Annotated in this window: 13 protein-coding genes; 7 read left to right on the plus strand and 6 right to left on the minus strand. The window is 61.7% G+C overall.

Annotated features, from left to right (window positions below; genetic code table 11):
• The first annotated feature begins 131 nt into the window (after positions 1 to 131).
• Positions 132 to 1,556: a polyurethane esterase gene (locus tag CIB54_RS18465; protein ID WP_101220591.1), complete on the plus strand. Its 1,425-nt coding sequence runs from the start codon at positions 132 to 134 to the stop codon at positions 1,554 to 1,556.
• A gap of 131 nt (positions 1,557 to 1,687) precedes the next feature.
• On the opposite strand, the gene CIB54_RS18470 is transcribed toward CIB54_RS18465, so the two are convergent.
• Entirely contained in the window at positions 1,688 to 1,912 is a 225-nt protein-coding gene (locus CIB54_RS18470; protein WP_057722473.1) for a YgdI/YgdR family lipoprotein, read from the minus strand.
• Positions 1,913 to 2,100: 188 nt separating this feature from the next.
• On the opposite strand from CIB54_RS18470, the gene CIB54_RS18475 reads away from it, so the two are divergent.
• Together CIB54_RS18475 and CIB54_RS18480 are read left to right on the plus strand one after the other, a co-directional pair.
• Entirely contained in the window at positions 2,101 to 3,747 is a 1,647-nt protein-coding gene (locus CIB54_RS18475; RefSeq protein ID WP_101220592.1) for a VRR-NUC domain-containing protein, read from the plus strand.
• A complete protein-coding gene (locus CIB54_RS18480; RefSeq protein ID WP_101220593.1) occupies positions 3,744 to 6,002 on the plus strand; it encodes an ATP-dependent DNA helicase in 2,259 nt (752 codons plus the stop codon). Before CIB54_RS18475 ends, CIB54_RS18480 begins: the two co-directional genes overlap by 4 nt.
• Before the next feature lie 66 nt (positions 6,003 to 6,068).
• On the opposite strand, the gene CIB54_RS18485 is transcribed toward CIB54_RS18480, so the two are convergent.
• Positions 6,069 to 7,019, minus strand: a complete 951-nt coding sequence (locus tag CIB54_RS18485) for an alpha-E domain-containing protein (RefSeq protein ID WP_101220594.1) — start codon at positions 7,017 to 7,019, stop codon at positions 6,069 to 6,071.
• A gap of 2 nt (positions 7,020 to 7,021) precedes the next feature.
• Positions 7,022 to 8,431, minus strand: a complete 1,410-nt coding sequence (locus CIB54_RS18490; RefSeq protein ID WP_101220595.1) for a circularly permuted type 2 ATP-grasp protein — start codon at positions 8,429 to 8,431, stop codon at positions 7,022 to 7,024.
• Positions 8,432 to 8,859: 428 nt separating this feature from the next.
• On the opposite strand from CIB54_RS18490, the gene CIB54_RS18495 reads away from it, so the two are divergent.
• The 3 genes from CIB54_RS18495 (at position 8,860) to CIB54_RS27855 (ending at position 9,849) form a co-directional block, all read left to right on the plus strand.
• Positions 8,860 to 9,405 (plus strand): hypothetical protein, encoded by a 546-nt coding sequence (locus CIB54_RS18495; RefSeq protein ID WP_043050489.1) that lies wholly within the window; start codon positions 8,860 to 8,862, stop codon positions 9,403 to 9,405.
• An 85-nt stretch (positions 9,406 to 9,490) separates the two neighbouring features.
• Positions 9,491 to 9,703, plus strand: coding sequence for a hypothetical protein (locus CIB54_RS18500; RefSeq protein WP_101220596.1), 213 nt, complete (start codon positions 9,491 to 9,493; stop codon positions 9,701 to 9,703).
• 11 nt (positions 9,704 to 9,714) lie between these two features.
• On the plus strand, positions 9,715 to 9,849 hold the full coding sequence (locus CIB54_RS27855; RefSeq protein WP_269801690.1) for a hypothetical protein: 135 nt from the start codon (positions 9,715 to 9,717) through the stop codon (positions 9,847 to 9,849).
• 52 nt (positions 9,850 to 9,901) lie between these two features.
• On the opposite strand, the gene CIB54_RS18505 is transcribed toward CIB54_RS27855, so the two are convergent.
• Positions 9,902 to 11,248 carry a cation:proton antiporter gene (locus CIB54_RS18505; protein WP_065953486.1) on the minus strand — a complete coding sequence of 449 codons (1,347 nt, stop codon included), beginning with the start codon at positions 11,246 to 11,248 and terminating at the stop codon, positions 9,902 to 9,904.
• Between the two features lie 237 nt (positions 11,249 to 11,485).
• On the minus strand, positions 11,486 to 11,926 hold the full coding sequence (locus CIB54_RS18510) for an Lrp/AsnC family transcriptional regulator (RefSeq protein ID WP_101220597.1): 441 nt from the start codon (positions 11,924 to 11,926) through the stop codon (positions 11,486 to 11,488).
• 109 nt (positions 11,927 to 12,035) lie between these two features.
• On the opposite strand from CIB54_RS18510, the gene CIB54_RS18515 reads away from it, so the two are divergent.
• A complete protein-coding gene (locus CIB54_RS18515; protein ID WP_101220598.1) occupies positions 12,036 to 12,935 on the plus strand; it encodes a DMT family transporter in 900 nt (299 codons plus the stop codon).
• Between the two features lie 96 nt (positions 12,936 to 13,031).
• On the opposite strand, the gene CIB54_RS18520 is transcribed toward CIB54_RS18515, so the two are convergent.
• Complete coding sequence (locus CIB54_RS18520) at positions 13,032 to 15,011, minus strand: peptidase U32 family protein (RefSeq protein WP_101220599.1); 1,980 nt, start codon at positions 15,009 to 15,011, stop codon at positions 13,032 to 13,034.
• Between the last annotated feature and the right edge of the window lie 353 nt (positions 15,012 to 15,364).

Below are 15,364 nucleotides of genomic sequence, written 5' to 3' on the forward strand. Positions count from 1 at the left end.
TGCGGCGCGTTTGTTCAGGTAGAGCGCGTCATCGTTGACGAGCTTCGCGAGCAAGCTCGCTTCTACAGCGGGTGATGGATAAAAAGGTGTTTTGGCTTTCTCGACAAATCCAACAACAGAGAGGCAGTGCCATGGGTATCTTTGACTACAAAAACCTCGGGACCGAGGGCTCCAAAGCGCTGTTCGCCGATGCGCTGGCGATCACGCTGTATGCCTACCACAACCTGGATCACGGTTTTGCCGTGGGTTATCAGAACAACGGCCTGGGCCTGGGCTTGCCGGCCACGCTGGTGAGCGCCTTGATCGGCGGCACCGATGCCCAGGGGGTGATTGGCGGGATCCCCTGGAACCCCGACTCGGAAAAAGCCGCCCTCGACGCCGTGCACGCGGCCGGCTGGACGCCGATCAGCGCGGGCGCCCTGGGTTACACCGGCAAGGTGGACGCGCGGGGCACATTCTTTGGCGAAAAACCCGGCTACGCCTCGGCCCAGGTCGAAGTGCTGGGCAAATACGATGATGCCGGCATGCTGCAGGAAATCGGCATCGGTTTTCGCGGCACCTCGGGGCCGCGGGAGAACCTGATCAGTGACGCCATCGGTGATGTGATCAGCGACCTGCTCGCCGCGTTCGGGCCCAAGGACTACGCGAAAAACTACGCCGGCGAAGCCTTCGGCGGCTTGCTCAACAACGTCGCCGAGTTTGCCGGTGCCCACGGCCTGAGCGGCCAGGATGTGCTGGTCAGCGGTCACAGCCTCGGTGGGCTGGCGGTCAACAGCATGGCCGACTTGAGCGACAGTAAATGGGCGGGTTTCTACAAGGACGCCAACTACGTGGCCTACGCCTCGCCAACCCAGAGTGGCGGTGACAAGGTGCTGAACGTGGGCTACGAGAATGACCCGGTGTTCCGCGCGCTGGATGGCGCATCGTTCAACCCGTCGTCGCTGGGCGTGCACGACAAACCCCATGAGTCCACCACCGACAATATCGTCAGCTTCAACGACCACTACGCGTCATCGCTGTGGAACGTGCTGCCGTTTTCCATCCTCAACCTGCCGACCTGGGTGTCGCACTTGCCCACCGGCTACGGCGATGGCATGACGCGCATTCTCGACTCCGGCTTCTATGAGCAGATGACCCGCGACTCCACGGTGATCGTCGCCAACCTGTCCGACCCCGCGCGGGCCACCACCTGGGTGCAAGACCTCAACCGTAATGCCGAAGCGCACAAGGGCAATACGTTCATCATCGGCAGTCACGGCGACGACCTGATCCAGGGCGGCAAGGGCGCGGACTTTATCGAGGGCGGCAAAGGCAATGACACGATCCGCGACAGCAGCGGGCATAACACCTTCCTGTTCAGCGGGCACTTTGGCAATGATCGTGTGCTGGGCTACCAGGCAACGGACAAGCTGGTCTTCACGGACGTGCAGGGCAGCACGGATTATCGTGATCATGCCAAGCTGGTAGGCGGGGACACCGTGATCAGCTTCGGCGCCGACTCGGTGACACTGGTGGGGGTGAGCAGTGTGTCAGGGGAGGGGATAATGATCGGCTGAGTGGGAACACCGTCAAAACTGTGGGAGGGGGCTTGCCCCCGATTGCGGTGTATCAGCCTGCTTATATGTAGCTGACCTGCCGCTATCGGGGGCAAGCCCCCTCCCACATGTGATCGGCGTTGACGCCAGGCTTATTGTTCCTTGCGCACCGTTGCCACGTCATCGGCCTTGATACGAATACGCTTGCCGGCGATGTCGGTGAATTCATAGAAACCGTCGGCGGTCTTGGCGTTGGGTGTGTCCTTGGTCAGATACTGTGTGCCGTTTTGCAACGTGACCACCGTTTGCGTGGAGCAACCGGCCAATACCAGAAAAGTGAGTGCAACCAGCGGCAGACCCAAATTCTTCATGTTCATTACCCTTACCTTTAACCCTGAAAAGTCCCGCAGCGTCTGGCTACGGGGCATAAATGTTACGCGATCAGCTCCCTCATCTGATCGCTTTTTTTCAAAAAGTTGCAGGCGCCATTTATCTATTACTGATTGCAACAAAGCGTTTGCAGCGTCACTCTGTATGCATAACCAGTAGTTGATCGCTTTGTGCCATGGCCAACCCCCTCGAAGACCCCTTGTATTACCTGCACAACTTCCGCCAAGTGCTGATGTGGTTGGAGCAGCGCTATGCCGATCTGCTCGACCCGGACGAATTGCAGTTCATTCAGCAATTCGACAGGTTGCCGCAGGCGTCGCAAGCGTTATTGGTGCGCATGGTCATGCGCAAGGGCGTGCATTTTCGTGGAGGCAAGCTCAATTACCTGGAAATCGGCTGCCCGCATGCGGCCATGCAGCCATTGCTGGCGCTCGGTTGGGTCGAGGACCACTGCCTGTTGGGCTTTGAAGAACTGTTCGGTTTGCTGCAAAAAAGCGAGTTGCTCGCGGCCTTCAAGCCCTGGATCGAGCAACCCAAGGGCCGCAAAACCGACTGGCTGGAGCCATTGGCTGCGCAGTTCAATGAGAGCCGCAGCTTCGCCCTTTGGTGCCCCGACCTGCAGGATGTGCTCTACAGCCTGACAGTGATGCAGTTGTGCGACCGCCTGCGCCTGATGTTTTTCGGCAACCTGTACCAGGACTGGTCGGAGTTCGTGCTGGCGGACCTGGGTATCTACACCTATGAGAAGGTTGCGTTCTGCGCCGAGTCCCGAGGGTTGCGCAGCCGCGCCGACGTGGAGGGCTTTTTGTTCCTGCACCAGTGTCAACAGGCTTTTGATGCGGGCCAGGCGCTGGAAACGGTGTTGGCGCACATCGCCACGCTGCACACCGACAACCCCTGGCTGGAAAAACGCCGCGCCAAATTGCTCTTCCAGATCGGCCAATACTGCGAGCGCAGCGCTGAGTTGAGCGTGGCCGAGCAGATCTATCGTGGCTGCGCCTATCCCGGCGCGCGTGCGCGGTTGATCCGCGTGCTGGAGCGCCAGGAGGCCTATGCACAAGCCCTGGCATTGGCCGTGGCGGCGCAACAGGCGCCGCAAAGCGCCGCCGAGCAGCAACACCTGCTGCGCGTAGTGCCGCGCCTGCGGCGCAAGCTGGGTGAGCCCAAGGTGCCCAAGGCCAAGCCGCGAGCCGTCACGCGCCTGGACCTGGCACTGACACCGCCGCAACCGCTGATGTCGGTGGAATATTGCGTGCAGGCCCACCTGAGCGAGCCGGGCGCGCCGGTGCATTACGTGGAAAACGGCCTGATCAATTCGCTGTTCGGCCTGCTGTGCTGGGACGTGATCTTCGCGCCGCTGCCCGGCGCGTTTTTCCACCCGTTCCAGCGCGGGCCTGCCGACCTGCACAGTGAGGACTTTCATCAGCGCCGAACCGAGTTGTTCAGCACCTGCTTTGAGCAACTGCGGGACGAGCGCTACAAGATCACTATTCGCCAACGCTACGTGGACAAGTGGGGCATTCAATCGCCCTTTGTATTCTGGAACCTGCTCAGCGAAGAGCTGCTGGAGCAAGCCCTGACCTGCCTGCCAGCCGAACACCTGCGTTACTGGTTCGAGCGGCTGCTGCTGGATATCCGCGCCAACCGCACCGGGATGCCTGACTTGATCCAGTTCTGGCCGGCGCAGAAAACCTACCGCATGATCGAGGTCAAGGGCCCTGGCGACCGCCTGCAGGACAATCAACTGCGCTGGCTGGAGTTCTGCGGCGAGTACCAGATGCCGGTCACGGTCTGCTATGTGCGCTGGGCAGAGCCCGCTTGAGCTATAGCGTCGCGGTGCGGGCGTTGTGCGAGTTCACGGCCAAGGTCGGTGACCTGGACTTGCGCTTTACTCCCTCGCCCAGTGCCCAGGAAGGCATCGTCGGCCATCGCACGGTGGCGTCGCGGCGCAGCGCGCATTACCAGAACGAAGTCGCGCTCGAGGGCGAGTACGAGCAACTCAAGGTGCGGGGCAGGGCGGACGGCTATGACCCGGACAGCAACCGCCTCGAAGAGGTAAAAACCTATCGCGGCGACCTTAAGGACCAGCCCGCCAACCATCGGCAATTGCATTGGGCCCAGGTCAAGGTCTATGGCTGGTTGATGTGCCAGAAGCTGGGGCTCGATGAGATCGAGCTGGCGCTGGTGTATTTCGATATCGTCGGCGAGGGCGAGACCCTGCTCAAACAGCGCTTTGCCGCGCCCGACCTGGAGCGCTTCTTCAACCAGCAATGTGCGCTGTTCCTGGACTGGGCCCACCAGCAGATGCAACACCGTGAAGCGCGCAACCGCGACGCGCAAGGCCTGGCGTTTCCCCATGCCGAGTTTCGCAGCGGCCAGCGTTCGCTGGCCGAATCGGTCTACAAGGCGGTGAGTACCGGCCGTTGCCTGATGGCCCAGGCGCCGACCGGCATCGGCAAGACCGTCGGCACCCTGTTTCCGATGCTCAAGGCCCTGGCACCGCAGCAGTTGGACAAGGTGTTTTTCCTGACCGCCAAGACCCCGGGCCGCAAGCTGGCGCTGGATGCCGCCCAAGTGCTGTACGACAGCAGCCCCGAACTGTCCCTGCGTGTGCTGGAACTGGTGGCCCGGGACAAGGCCTGCGAGCACCTGGACAAAGCCTGCCACGGCGACTCGTGTCCGCTGGCCAAGGGCTTTTACGATCGCTTGCCCGCCGCCCGCCAGGCGGCAGCCAGGGTTCGTCTGCTCGATCAGCGTCACCTGCGGGAGGTGGCGCTGGCCCACGACGTCTGCCCCTATTACCTGAGCCAGGAAATGGCGCGCTGGACCGACGTGGTGGTTGCCGACTACAACTACTATTTCGACTTCGGCGCCATGCTCTTCGGGCTTGCGCAGCTCAATCAGTGGCGCGTCGCCGTGCTCGTCGACGAGGCGCATAACCTGGTCGAGCGCGCACGTTCGATGTACAGCGCCAGCCTCGACCAGTACAGCCTCAAGACGCTGCGCGACAGCGCCCCCGAGCCGCTGAAAAAGCCCTTGCAGCGCTTGAACCGTGAGTGGAATGCGCTGCACAAGGACCAGCTTGCGCCGTATCAGGCGTACGCGGCCAAACCCGACAAGCTGCTCCAGGCCCTGAGCCTCTGTGCCAGCGCCATGGGCGACTATTTCAACGACCACCCCGAAGCCCTCAGCGGCGACTTGCAGGCCTTTTACTTTGAGGCGCTGCAATTTAACAAGGTGGCCGAGCTGTTCAATGAACACTTCATCTTCGATATCAGCAAGCGCGCCTTCAGCGCCAAGCGCAGCAGCTCGACCCTGTGCCTGCGCAACGTGGTGCCGGCCGAGTTCATCCGGCCCAGGTTGACGGCTGCGCGCAGCAGCGTGCTGTTCTCCGCGACCCTCAGCCCCCGCCACTACTACGCCGACTTGCTCGGGCTGCCGACGGACACCGCCTGGGTCGACGTCGAATCGCCGTTCAAGGCCGAGCAACTACAGGTGAGCATCGTCGAGCGCATCTCCACGCGGTTCGTGCATCGCCAGGCGTCGCTGGAACCCATTGTGGAATTGATCGCCCGGCAATTCGCCACGCAGCCGGGCAATTACCTGGCATTTTTCTCCAGCTTCGATTACCTGCAACAAGTCGCACAGCTGCTGGCCGAGCGGCACCCGCAGATTGCTCTGTGGCTGCAGTCGCGGGGTATGGCCGAGGCTGAACGCCAGGCCTTTCTGGACCAGTTCACCCCGCACAGCCAGGGCGTGGGTTTTGCGGTACTGGGCGGCGCCTTTGGCGAAGGCATCGACTTGCCCGGCGCGCGCCTGATCGGCGCGTTTATCGCCACCCTGGGCCTGCCGCAGCTCAATCCGGTGAATGAACAGATGAAAGCGCGCATGGGCGCAATCTTCGGCGCGGGCTATGACTACACCTATCTGTATCCCGGTATCCAGAAAGTGGTGCAGGCGGCGGGGAGGGTGATCCGCAGTCAACACGACCGGGGCGTGGTGATGTTGATCGATGATCGCTTTGGTGAGGCGCGGGTGAGGCAATTATTGCCGCGTTGGTGGGCACCAACGACCTGAGGGATACACAGCCATTCAAATGTGGGAGGGGGCTTGCCCCCTCCCACATTGGCACTGTGTTGGGGCTTAGACCACTTCCAGGTAGGAGCTTTGTATCGCCCGCGCCAGTTCGCGCACGGTGTCGATGAAGTCGGTCAGCCGGGTGTGCAGCCCATCTTCCAGAATCTCATCGATGCCGGTGTACCGCAGGCGTGCCTCGAACTCGGCCGCCAGGCGCTGCGCCGTGCGGCCGTAACTGCCGGGCAGGTCGGCGAGGATGTGGCTCAGTTCCTCGATGCACGCATGCAGCGAGCGCGGCACGTCGCTGCGCAACAGCAGCAGCTCGGACACCGAACGGGCGTTCAGGGCATTCGGGTACAGCTCGGTGTAGGCTTCGAACGAAGACAGCGCCCGCAGCAGGGCACTCCACTGGTAATAGCCGCGTGCCGACAAGTCGCTGACTTCTTCGGACTCTTCACCAAACATCTCATAACGCGCATCCAGCAGGCGTAGGGTGTTGTCCGCACGTTCGACAAAGGTGCCCAGGCGAATGAATCGATAGGCGTCATTGCGCATGATGGTGCCGGAGGTTGCGCCGCGAAACAGGTGCGAGCGTTGCTTGACCCAGTCACAGAAATGGCTGATGCCATGCCGCGCCAGGCCGCCGGCGGCGATGCTGCGCATTTCCAGCCAGGTGGCGTTGAGGTTTTCCCACATGTCGGCGGTGATGCGTCCGCGCACTGCATGGGCATTGCCCCTGGCAGCGCGCAGGCAGTTGTAGATACTGGCCGGGTTTTCTTCATCCAGGGCGAAGAAGTGCAGCATGCGTTCGGCGTCCAGTTGCTGATGGCGCTCAAGGTAGCTGTCCAGGGTGCCGCTGCAGAGCAACGACATCGCCAGTTCATCGAGCCCATCGCTGCGCCCGGCCTGGGGCATCAACGACAGCGAATAACTGACTTCCAGCATGCGCGCCAGGTTCTCGGCGCGCTCAAGATAGCGGGACATCCAATACAGATCTGCGGCGGTTCTACTCAACATACTCAGCCCTCCACCACCCAGGTGTCCTTGGTTCCGCCGCCTTGCGACGAGTTGACGATCAGTGAGCCTTCCTTGAGCGCTACACGGGTCAGGCCGCCGGGCACCAGGCGGGTTTCCCTGCCCGAAAGCACGAACGGGCGCAGGTCGATATGCCGCGGCGCGATGCCGTTTTCGACGAAGGTCGGGCAGGTGGACAGGCTCAGGGTCGGCTGGGCGATATAGGCATGGGGACGCGCCTTGATGCGCTGGCGGAAGTCCTCGATCTCGGCAGCGCTGGAAGCCGGGCCCACCAGCATGCCGTAGCCGCCCGAGCCCTGGGTTTCCTTGACCACCAGGTGTGCAAGGTTGGCCAGCACGTGGGACAGTTCATCCGGCTTGCGGCACTGGAAGGTCGGTACGTTTTGCAGAATGGGTTCTTCATCCAGGTAAAAGCGGATCATTGCCGGTACATAGGGGTAGATCGACTTGTCGTCGGCCACGCCGGTGCCGATGGCGTTGGCCAGTACCACGTTGCCCGCGCAATAGGCGGCAACCAGGCCGGGCACGCCGAGCATCGAGTCGGGGTTGAACGCCTGCGGGTCGAGGAAGGCGTCATCGATGCGCCGGTAGATGACGTCCACCGCCTTGGGGCCGTCGGTGGTGCGCATGAATACCTTGAGCTCGTGCACGAACAGGTCGGCGCCTTCCACCAGCTCCACGCCCATTTCCCGGGCCAGGAAGGCATGCTCGAAGAAGGCACTGTTGAAGCGCCCGGGGGTGAGGACCACCACGTTGGGGTTGTCCAGGCGGCTGGCGCTTTTCAGGGTCTTGAGCAGCAGGTTGGGGTAGTGGTCCACCGGCGCGATGCGCTGCCTGGCGAACACTTCCGGGAACAGGCGCATCATCATCTTGCGGTCTTCGAGCATGTAGCTGACGCCGCTGGGGGTGCGCAGGTTGTCTTCGAGTACGTAGTAGGTGCCGTCGCCGTCACGCACCAGGTCGACGCCGGAGATGTGCGAGTAAATGTCGCGGTGCAGGTCCAGGCCAACCATTGCCTTTTGATAGCCCTCATTGCCCAGCACCTGGTCTGCCGGGATGATCCCGGCCTTGATGATGCGCTGGTCGTGGTAGATATCGGCGAGAAACATGTTCAACGCGGTGACCCGCTGGATACAGCCGCGCTCGATCACGCTCCATTCGCTGGCGGGAATGCTGCGCGGGATGATGTCGAAGGGAATCAGGCGCTCGGTGTCCTGCTCGTCGCCGTACAGGGTGAAGGTGATCCCGGCGCGGTGGAACAACAAATCCGCTTCACGGCGACGCTGGGCCAGCAGTTCCGGCGGCGTATTGGCCAGCCAGCGGGAGAAATCCTGATAATGCGCACGGCAGGCGCCGTCTGCGTCATTCATTTCATCGAAGAAAGATCGAGCCATTCCAGTACCTTGTCAGTGCCCAGCCTTGCTTGGTTGGCAGCTTGCTTGGGTGGCACTGCCGCTAAAAAACGCTTTTCTTATGAGCCTGTGGCTAAGGGTGCCAACAGGCCTGGTCCTTACTTTCTTATGGAGTCGGCTCTGGGTCGGGGGGTAACGAATGCTCCTGTTTACCGGCGGATGAATGGATTAAGCAAGGCGTGTGCCGTAACGGCCGTCAATACCGGTAAATCCTCTGTAGGAGCGAGCTTGCTCGCGAAGAACTCAAGAGCAATGGGTTTAACCAGATTGGCGCGTCATCGTTGACGATCTTCGCGAGCAAGCTCGCTCCTACGGGGGGCGCAGGGTGCTCTGATTTGGTGCGCGACGAACTTGAACTTCACCCTGGCCCGCCTCTTCTAATGAACCTTGAAACCGTATGGAGCGCCATCGTGCCCAGAATCATTTCGCCCAACACCCCGGAAGCGGCGTTGACCGACCACAGCGAGCACAACGCCAAGATCTTCGGTTCGCCCAAGGACCGTCTCGACTTCTATCGTCGCGAGATCCAGTACGAAACCAGTATCCTGGCCAACCGCACCGACGCCTACCTCACCGCTCAGTCATTCCTGGTGATTGCCTTCGTCTCCGGAATGGGCAACCTGAACCCGGAGTGGGGCAAGTTGTTCACCCTGGTGGTGCCGGTGATTCTCGCCGCCCTGGGTATTCTCAGCTCACTCAACGCCTGGCCCGGCATCCGCGCGGCCTACGAGATCATCGATCACTGGCACTACAAGCAGAGCGAGCTGCTGCGCAGTGAGCCGGTGATGGGCATGGCCTACGATGAATCGCCGTTGTTTTCCGAAATGGAGTCAACCCACAAGGGCTATCGCAAGTCACTGCTGTTTTCCATGCGGGCGCCGTGGTTGTTCATGGTGTTCTGGCTGGTGTTGGGCATCTATGCTTTTTACATCCAGGTCGACAACCCACTGCGATGAGCAATTGGACGGAACTTCCCCCGTTAACCCAGCGCCTTAGCTGTACGGGGTACAGATTCCCCACAAGCCTGCAATGAGGTGCGCCATGACCACAGATAACGATCCCCAGACCACTAACCGCAACGACCCGGCGATCGACGCTGGCAAGCCGGGCCCCGGCACTGCTGCCGATGCGCCCAAGGACCCGACGCCGGCAAGCGACCCGGATGCCGAAGAAAACGACTACAGTCCAGACTTCAAGTCTGAGCCTGAGCACAAGCCTGAAACCGACGCCGATATCGATACCCAAGGCGGTTAGAGGAGAGAGTCATGTCAAAAGAAGTGGACGAAGAACTCAACGATCCGGGCAATGAAGACCCGGGCTCATTGATGGACGATGCCGAGGTGCCGCTCAACGATCTGGATGACGCGGCGGACCTCGGCAACACAGAAAAGCAGGACTGATCCGGCGACGGGCCGGGGGATAGCAATTTAATCCCCTGGCGCAGCCCAGGATTCAATTTTTTTGCGCGGCGCGCCGTTCGTACCACACCAGCATGGGCTGGGTGCTCAAGCCATGCACCATCACGCTCAACGCAATCACTGACAGGGTGAGGTTCACCGCCACGGCGCTGCTGGTGCCGATCAGCCCGTGGTTGAGGGCATAGAACAGGTAGTAGATGCTGCCGATTCCGCGAATGCCGAACCAACTGACCAAACTGCGTTGGCGACGGTCCATCAGCCTGCCCCAAGGCATGGCGAACACGCTAAGCGGGCGAATCACGCAAAACAGTAACGCGGCCAGCCCCAGCGCGCGCCAGTCCCAATGGCTGACCAGCACGATGCCCAGCACCGTCACCAGGAACACCTCCATGGAGCGCTCCACCAGGCTGCCGAAGGCGAGCATATCGCCCATCATTACGCCGGCCGCGATCTGCGTGTCCTGCAACTGGCTGACATCACCGTGCAGGGCTTGTTCAGGCTCGATCTCCAGGTGGCCCACCACCGGCTGCGCCAGATGCTCGGCGGGTGTCTGGGCGTAACCGGTGGATTTGAACTCGGCCTGGCGCAGCCCCAGGCCCGCCGCGAACACCGACAGGAAGCCATAGCCGCCGATGGCTTCGGCGCTCACATAGGCCAGGGCGATCAGCGCCAGCGTGAGGTAGTCATTGGGTGACAAGGTGCTGTCGGCATTGATCAGGCGCATGCGCAAGGTCACACGACCGATGCCACGCCCCATCCAGTAACCCGTCAACAGCCCGGCCGGCACCGCCCATACCAGGTTTTTCAGCACCCAGCCGCCGAGCCAGTCGCCATCGAAACCGCCATGCTGCATGAACAGCAGGCCGAAGATCACAAAGGGAAAGGCGGTGCCGTCGTTCAGACCGGCTTCCCCGGACAGGCCGAACCGCAGCGGGTCGTAGTCCTGGGCATTGTTGACCTGAACCAGGCCGGCCAGTACCGGGTCGGTGGGCGCCAGCATCGCGCCCACCAACAGCGACGCCCCCCACGACAACTGGAACAGGTAATGCAGCGCCAGGCAGGTGCCGAGGATGGTCAGCAGCATCACCGGCCCGGCCATGCCAAAAGCGATACGCCAGGTACGATGCCTGAGCGGCAGGCGCAGTTTCAGACCGCTGACGAACAGCGAAAACAGCACCGCGACTTCCGTCAGGTGCTCCATCCAGCGAGCGGAACCCTTGACGTCCAGGTGCAACAGGTCCACGCCCAACGGGCCAATGGCGATGCCCAACAGCAGGCACACCGCCGAGGTGGTCACCGGCATCCAGCGCAGGTAGGAAGAGGTGAGGGCGAGGGTGAGCAGCACTGCGCCCAATACGGCCAGCCATAGAATAAATGTCATCGAACGAGTACCGGGGCCGTGGTTTGTGCAGGTTTTGAGGGCGGCTGCAGGGCGCAGGTTCAATGTGATTGCATTCAGTTGCCGCGCACGCCATCGAGGCTTAAATCGACGGCTGTAGCGCAACTATGTGGGAGGGGGCTTGCCCTCGATAGCAGTGTGTCAGTCTCCGAGATGCTGACTGACCCTGCGCTATCGGGGGCAAGCCCCCTCCCACAGGTTTGTGCGGTGTACTGTCAGTCATTCGGTCAACGGCGGCAAACGCCGCTTCACCGGAGTTTTCTTGACAATCGCTGTGTTGGTCTCGGCGTAGGCGTTGAGCCGGTCGAGCAGCGTGTCCAACTGATCCATGGTACGCACATGCAGGCGGGCGATGAAGCAGTCTTCACCGGTGACCTTGTCGCACTCGGTGAATTCGGGAATCGCCTGGATCTGTCGTTCCACTTCCTGCAACTTGCCGGGCAGGGGACGGATACGCACGATGGCTTGCAGCAGGTAGCCGAAGTGCCTGGGGTCGATATCGACGGTGTAGTGGGTCAGCACACCGCGTTCCTCCAGGCGGCGCAAGCGTTCGCCGACACTCGGCGAAGACAGCCCGGTGATGCCGGCCAGGGCCTTGAGGGACAGGCGCGAGTCATCCATCAAGGCGGCGATGAGTTGCTGGTCGATGGTGTCAATCATGGAATCTGCCTAATTAATAAAGGTCATTCGTGGCTGCGGCCTTTTTTAGTCGCTGGAGCGGCTGCGTGCCAGATTGCCATAATTGAGCCTCACTTGAGGAGCATCAATTATGGATACCGCTATCCGTCGCGGAATGTGGGAAATGATCGCCGCCATGCTGATCTCCGGCACCATTGGCTGGTTTGTGCTGGTGTCCGGCGTGTCGGTGATCGAGGTGGTGTTCTGGCGCTGCGTGATCGGCGCGCTGGCGCTGTTGCTGGTGTGCGCCTTGCTCGGTTACCTGAGGCTGGACCTGTTCAGTTGGGCCAGGTTCGGGCTGGCGGTACTCAGTGGCGTGGCCATTGTCGGCAACTGGCTGCTGCTGTTCGAATCCTACTCGCGCGCTTCCATCGCCATCAGTACGGCGGTGTATAACGTGCAACCGTTCATCTTGGTGATGCTGGCGGCGGTGTTTCTCGGTGAGCCGATCACCCTGCGCAAAATGACGTGGCTGAGCGTGGCGTTCCTGGGCATGCTGGCCATTGTCACGGCCCATGGTGAGCAGCCGGGCGGCGGCGACTATCTGGCAGGCATCGCACTGGCCCTGGGCGCGGCTTTTCTGTATGCGGTTGCCGCGCTGATCATCAAGCGGCTCAAGGCGGTGCCGCCGCATTTGATGGCGTTGATCCAGGTGAGCACCGGTGCCGTGTTGCTCGCGCCGCTGGTGCCCTGGGGTCGTTTGCCCGCATCGACCGATGCCTGGGCGGCGCTCGCGACCCTGGGCCTGGTGCACACGGGTTTGATGTATGTGTTGTTGTACGGGGCGATACAGAAGCTACCGACCGCCATGACCGGCGCGTTGTCGTTCATCTACCCGATTGCGGCGATTTTCGTCGACTGGATCGCGTTCGGCCATCGCCTGGGATGGCTGCAATGGCTGGGTGTGGCGGCGATTCTGTTGGCGGCGGCGGGGTTGCAGCGGGGCTGGTGGTGGCCGCGTAACCTCGTTAGGAGCGAGGGGAACGCCTAGTTCTTGCTCGCGAAGAACGTTGACGATAACGCAGCGCATCGGGTCGACACGCGGCGTCCTTACGTTTTTCGCGAGCAAGCTCGCTTCTGCAGAGGGTCAGTGCGTGCCCTGAAAGATGATGTTTTCCGGGTTGAAATGCTCGACGGCGCTGCCCGGCTGCGGCAATCCGAGGATATGCCCCTTGATCTTGCCGACCACGTGCATCTCGCACGGTTTGCAGTCGAACTTCAGCGTCAGTACCTCGTCGCCATGGATCAACTGCATCGGCGCCACTTTGGTCTTCACGCCCGTGACGCCCTTGGCCTGTTTGGGGCACAGGTTGAACGAGAACCGCAGGCAGTGCTTGGTGATCATCACCGGTACTTCGCCGGTTTCTTCGTGGGCTTCGAAGGCTGCATCGATCAGCTTCACCCCGTGACGGTGGTAGAAGTCGCGGGCCTTCTGGTTGTAGACGTTGGCCAGGAACGACAAGTGCGCGTCCGGGTACACCGGCGGCGGCGAGGTCTCGGCCTTGCGCCCGCCACGCGGGTGCAAGGCCACGCGAGCGGCGGTCAGTGCCTCGATCACTTCACGGCGCAACGCCTTGAGCTGCGAGTTGGGGATGAAGAATGCCTGCGGCGCATCCAGCTCGATCCGGGTGGCGTGGTACTCGGTGGTGCCGAGCTGGCCCAGCAGGTCGCGCAGCGTGTCCAGGGCCTGTTCCGGCTTGTTGGCCACGCCGAACGGGCCGGGCAGGGTGACGCTGGCGCTGATGCCTTCTTCGCTGGTGGCGGTGACGTCCAACTGCGCTTCACGCAGGCGCGCCACCCATGACAGGCCTATACGGCGCTCGGCCGAGGTCTTGAGCAGCGCCTGTTGCCAGTTGTGGTCCAGGTTGCGGTTCAACGGGTGATTGGGGCGCAACTGATGCAGGCCGGCCGGCATTTCGTTGGGTTCGACGCGGTAGCGGTAGCGCTTCTCGCCGTCTTCCTCGAATTCGCCCTTGGGTTCGGCGATGTTGGCGCGGAAACCTACCACTTCACGCTTGACCAACACATTGAGACCGTCGCCGTTGGACAGCGGCTCATGGGTGATGACCTGCAAGTCGCGCTTGCCGGCCTTTTCCACCACGCCCACCGGCAGGCCGGTGAAGGTCGGGGTATCGAAGGCACCGATGTCGATCTTGCGGTCGCTGACAAAGTAGTCGGTACTGCCACGGTGGAAGGTTTTTTCCGGGTCGGGCAGGAAGAAATGCGCGGTACGCCCGCTGGAGGCGCGAGCCAGGTCCGGGCGGTCTTCGAGGATCTCGTCAAGGCGCTGGCGGTAGTAGGCCGTGATGTTCTTCACGTAGCCCATGTCCTTGTAGCGGCCTTCGATCTTGAACGAACGCACGCCGGCTTCGACCAGCGCGCGCAGGTTGGCGCTCTGGTTGTTATCCTTCATCGACAGCAGGTGTTTTTCAAAGGCGACCACGCGGCCCTGATCATCTTTCAAGGTATACGGCAGGCGGCACGCCTGGGAGCAGTCGCCACGGTTGGCGCTGCGGCCGTTCTGCGCGTGGGAGATATTGCACTGCCCGGAGAACGCCACGCACAAGGCGCCATGAATGAAGAACTCGATAGCTGCATCGGTCTCATCGGCAATGGCGCGGATCTCTTGCAGGTTCAGCTCGCGGGCCAGCACCAGTTGGGAGAAACCGGCCTGGTCGAGAAACTTTGCCCGGCCCAGGGTGCGGATATCGGTCTGGGTACTGGCGTGCAGTTCGATGGGTGGAATATCCAGCTCCATCACGCCCAGGTCTTGCACGATCAGCGCATCCACACCAGCGTCATAGAGCTGGTGGATCAGCTTGCGAGCCGGCTCCAGCTCGTTGTCATGCAAGATGGTGTTGATGGTGGTGAACACGCGGGCGTGGTAACGACGGGCGAATTCCACCAGTTGAGCGATATCACTCACCTCGTTACAGGCATTGTGACGGGCGCCGAAGCTCGGCCCGCCGATATAAATGGCGTCGGCGCCATGCAGGATAGCCTCGCGCGCGATGGCCACATCGCGGGCAGGGCTGAGCAATTCCAGGTGATGCTTGGGCAAGGACATAGTTTTTTTAGTCAGGCTTGTCACGGTCGAGGCGCGCATTGTAGCTGTGAAATGCCGGACCGGCATCTACCACTGGGGTGTGAGCGCAGCGTGTGACCAATGTGGGAGGGGCTTGCTCCCAGTGGCGGCCTGTCAACCAACGGTTATCCCTCTGATACATCTCGGTCCAAATGTGGGAGGGGGCTTGCCCCCGATGGCGGCCTCCGGGCCGACCAGGATGCTGGATCAGACCGAGTACATATCCGTTTCTGCGGTCACGGCCACTATGGGTTCCGCTTTTACAGCGGGTCACTTTTGGAAAAGAGCCCCAAAAGTAACCAAAAAGGCTCTTGCCCCACCACTCGGCACCTCGC

The organism is Pseudomonas fluorescens, from assembly GCF_002837185.1.
GTDB classification, from domain to species: Bacteria; Pseudomonadota; Gammaproteobacteria; order Pseudomonadales; family Pseudomonadaceae; genus Aquipseudomonas; species Aquipseudomonas fluorescens_AM.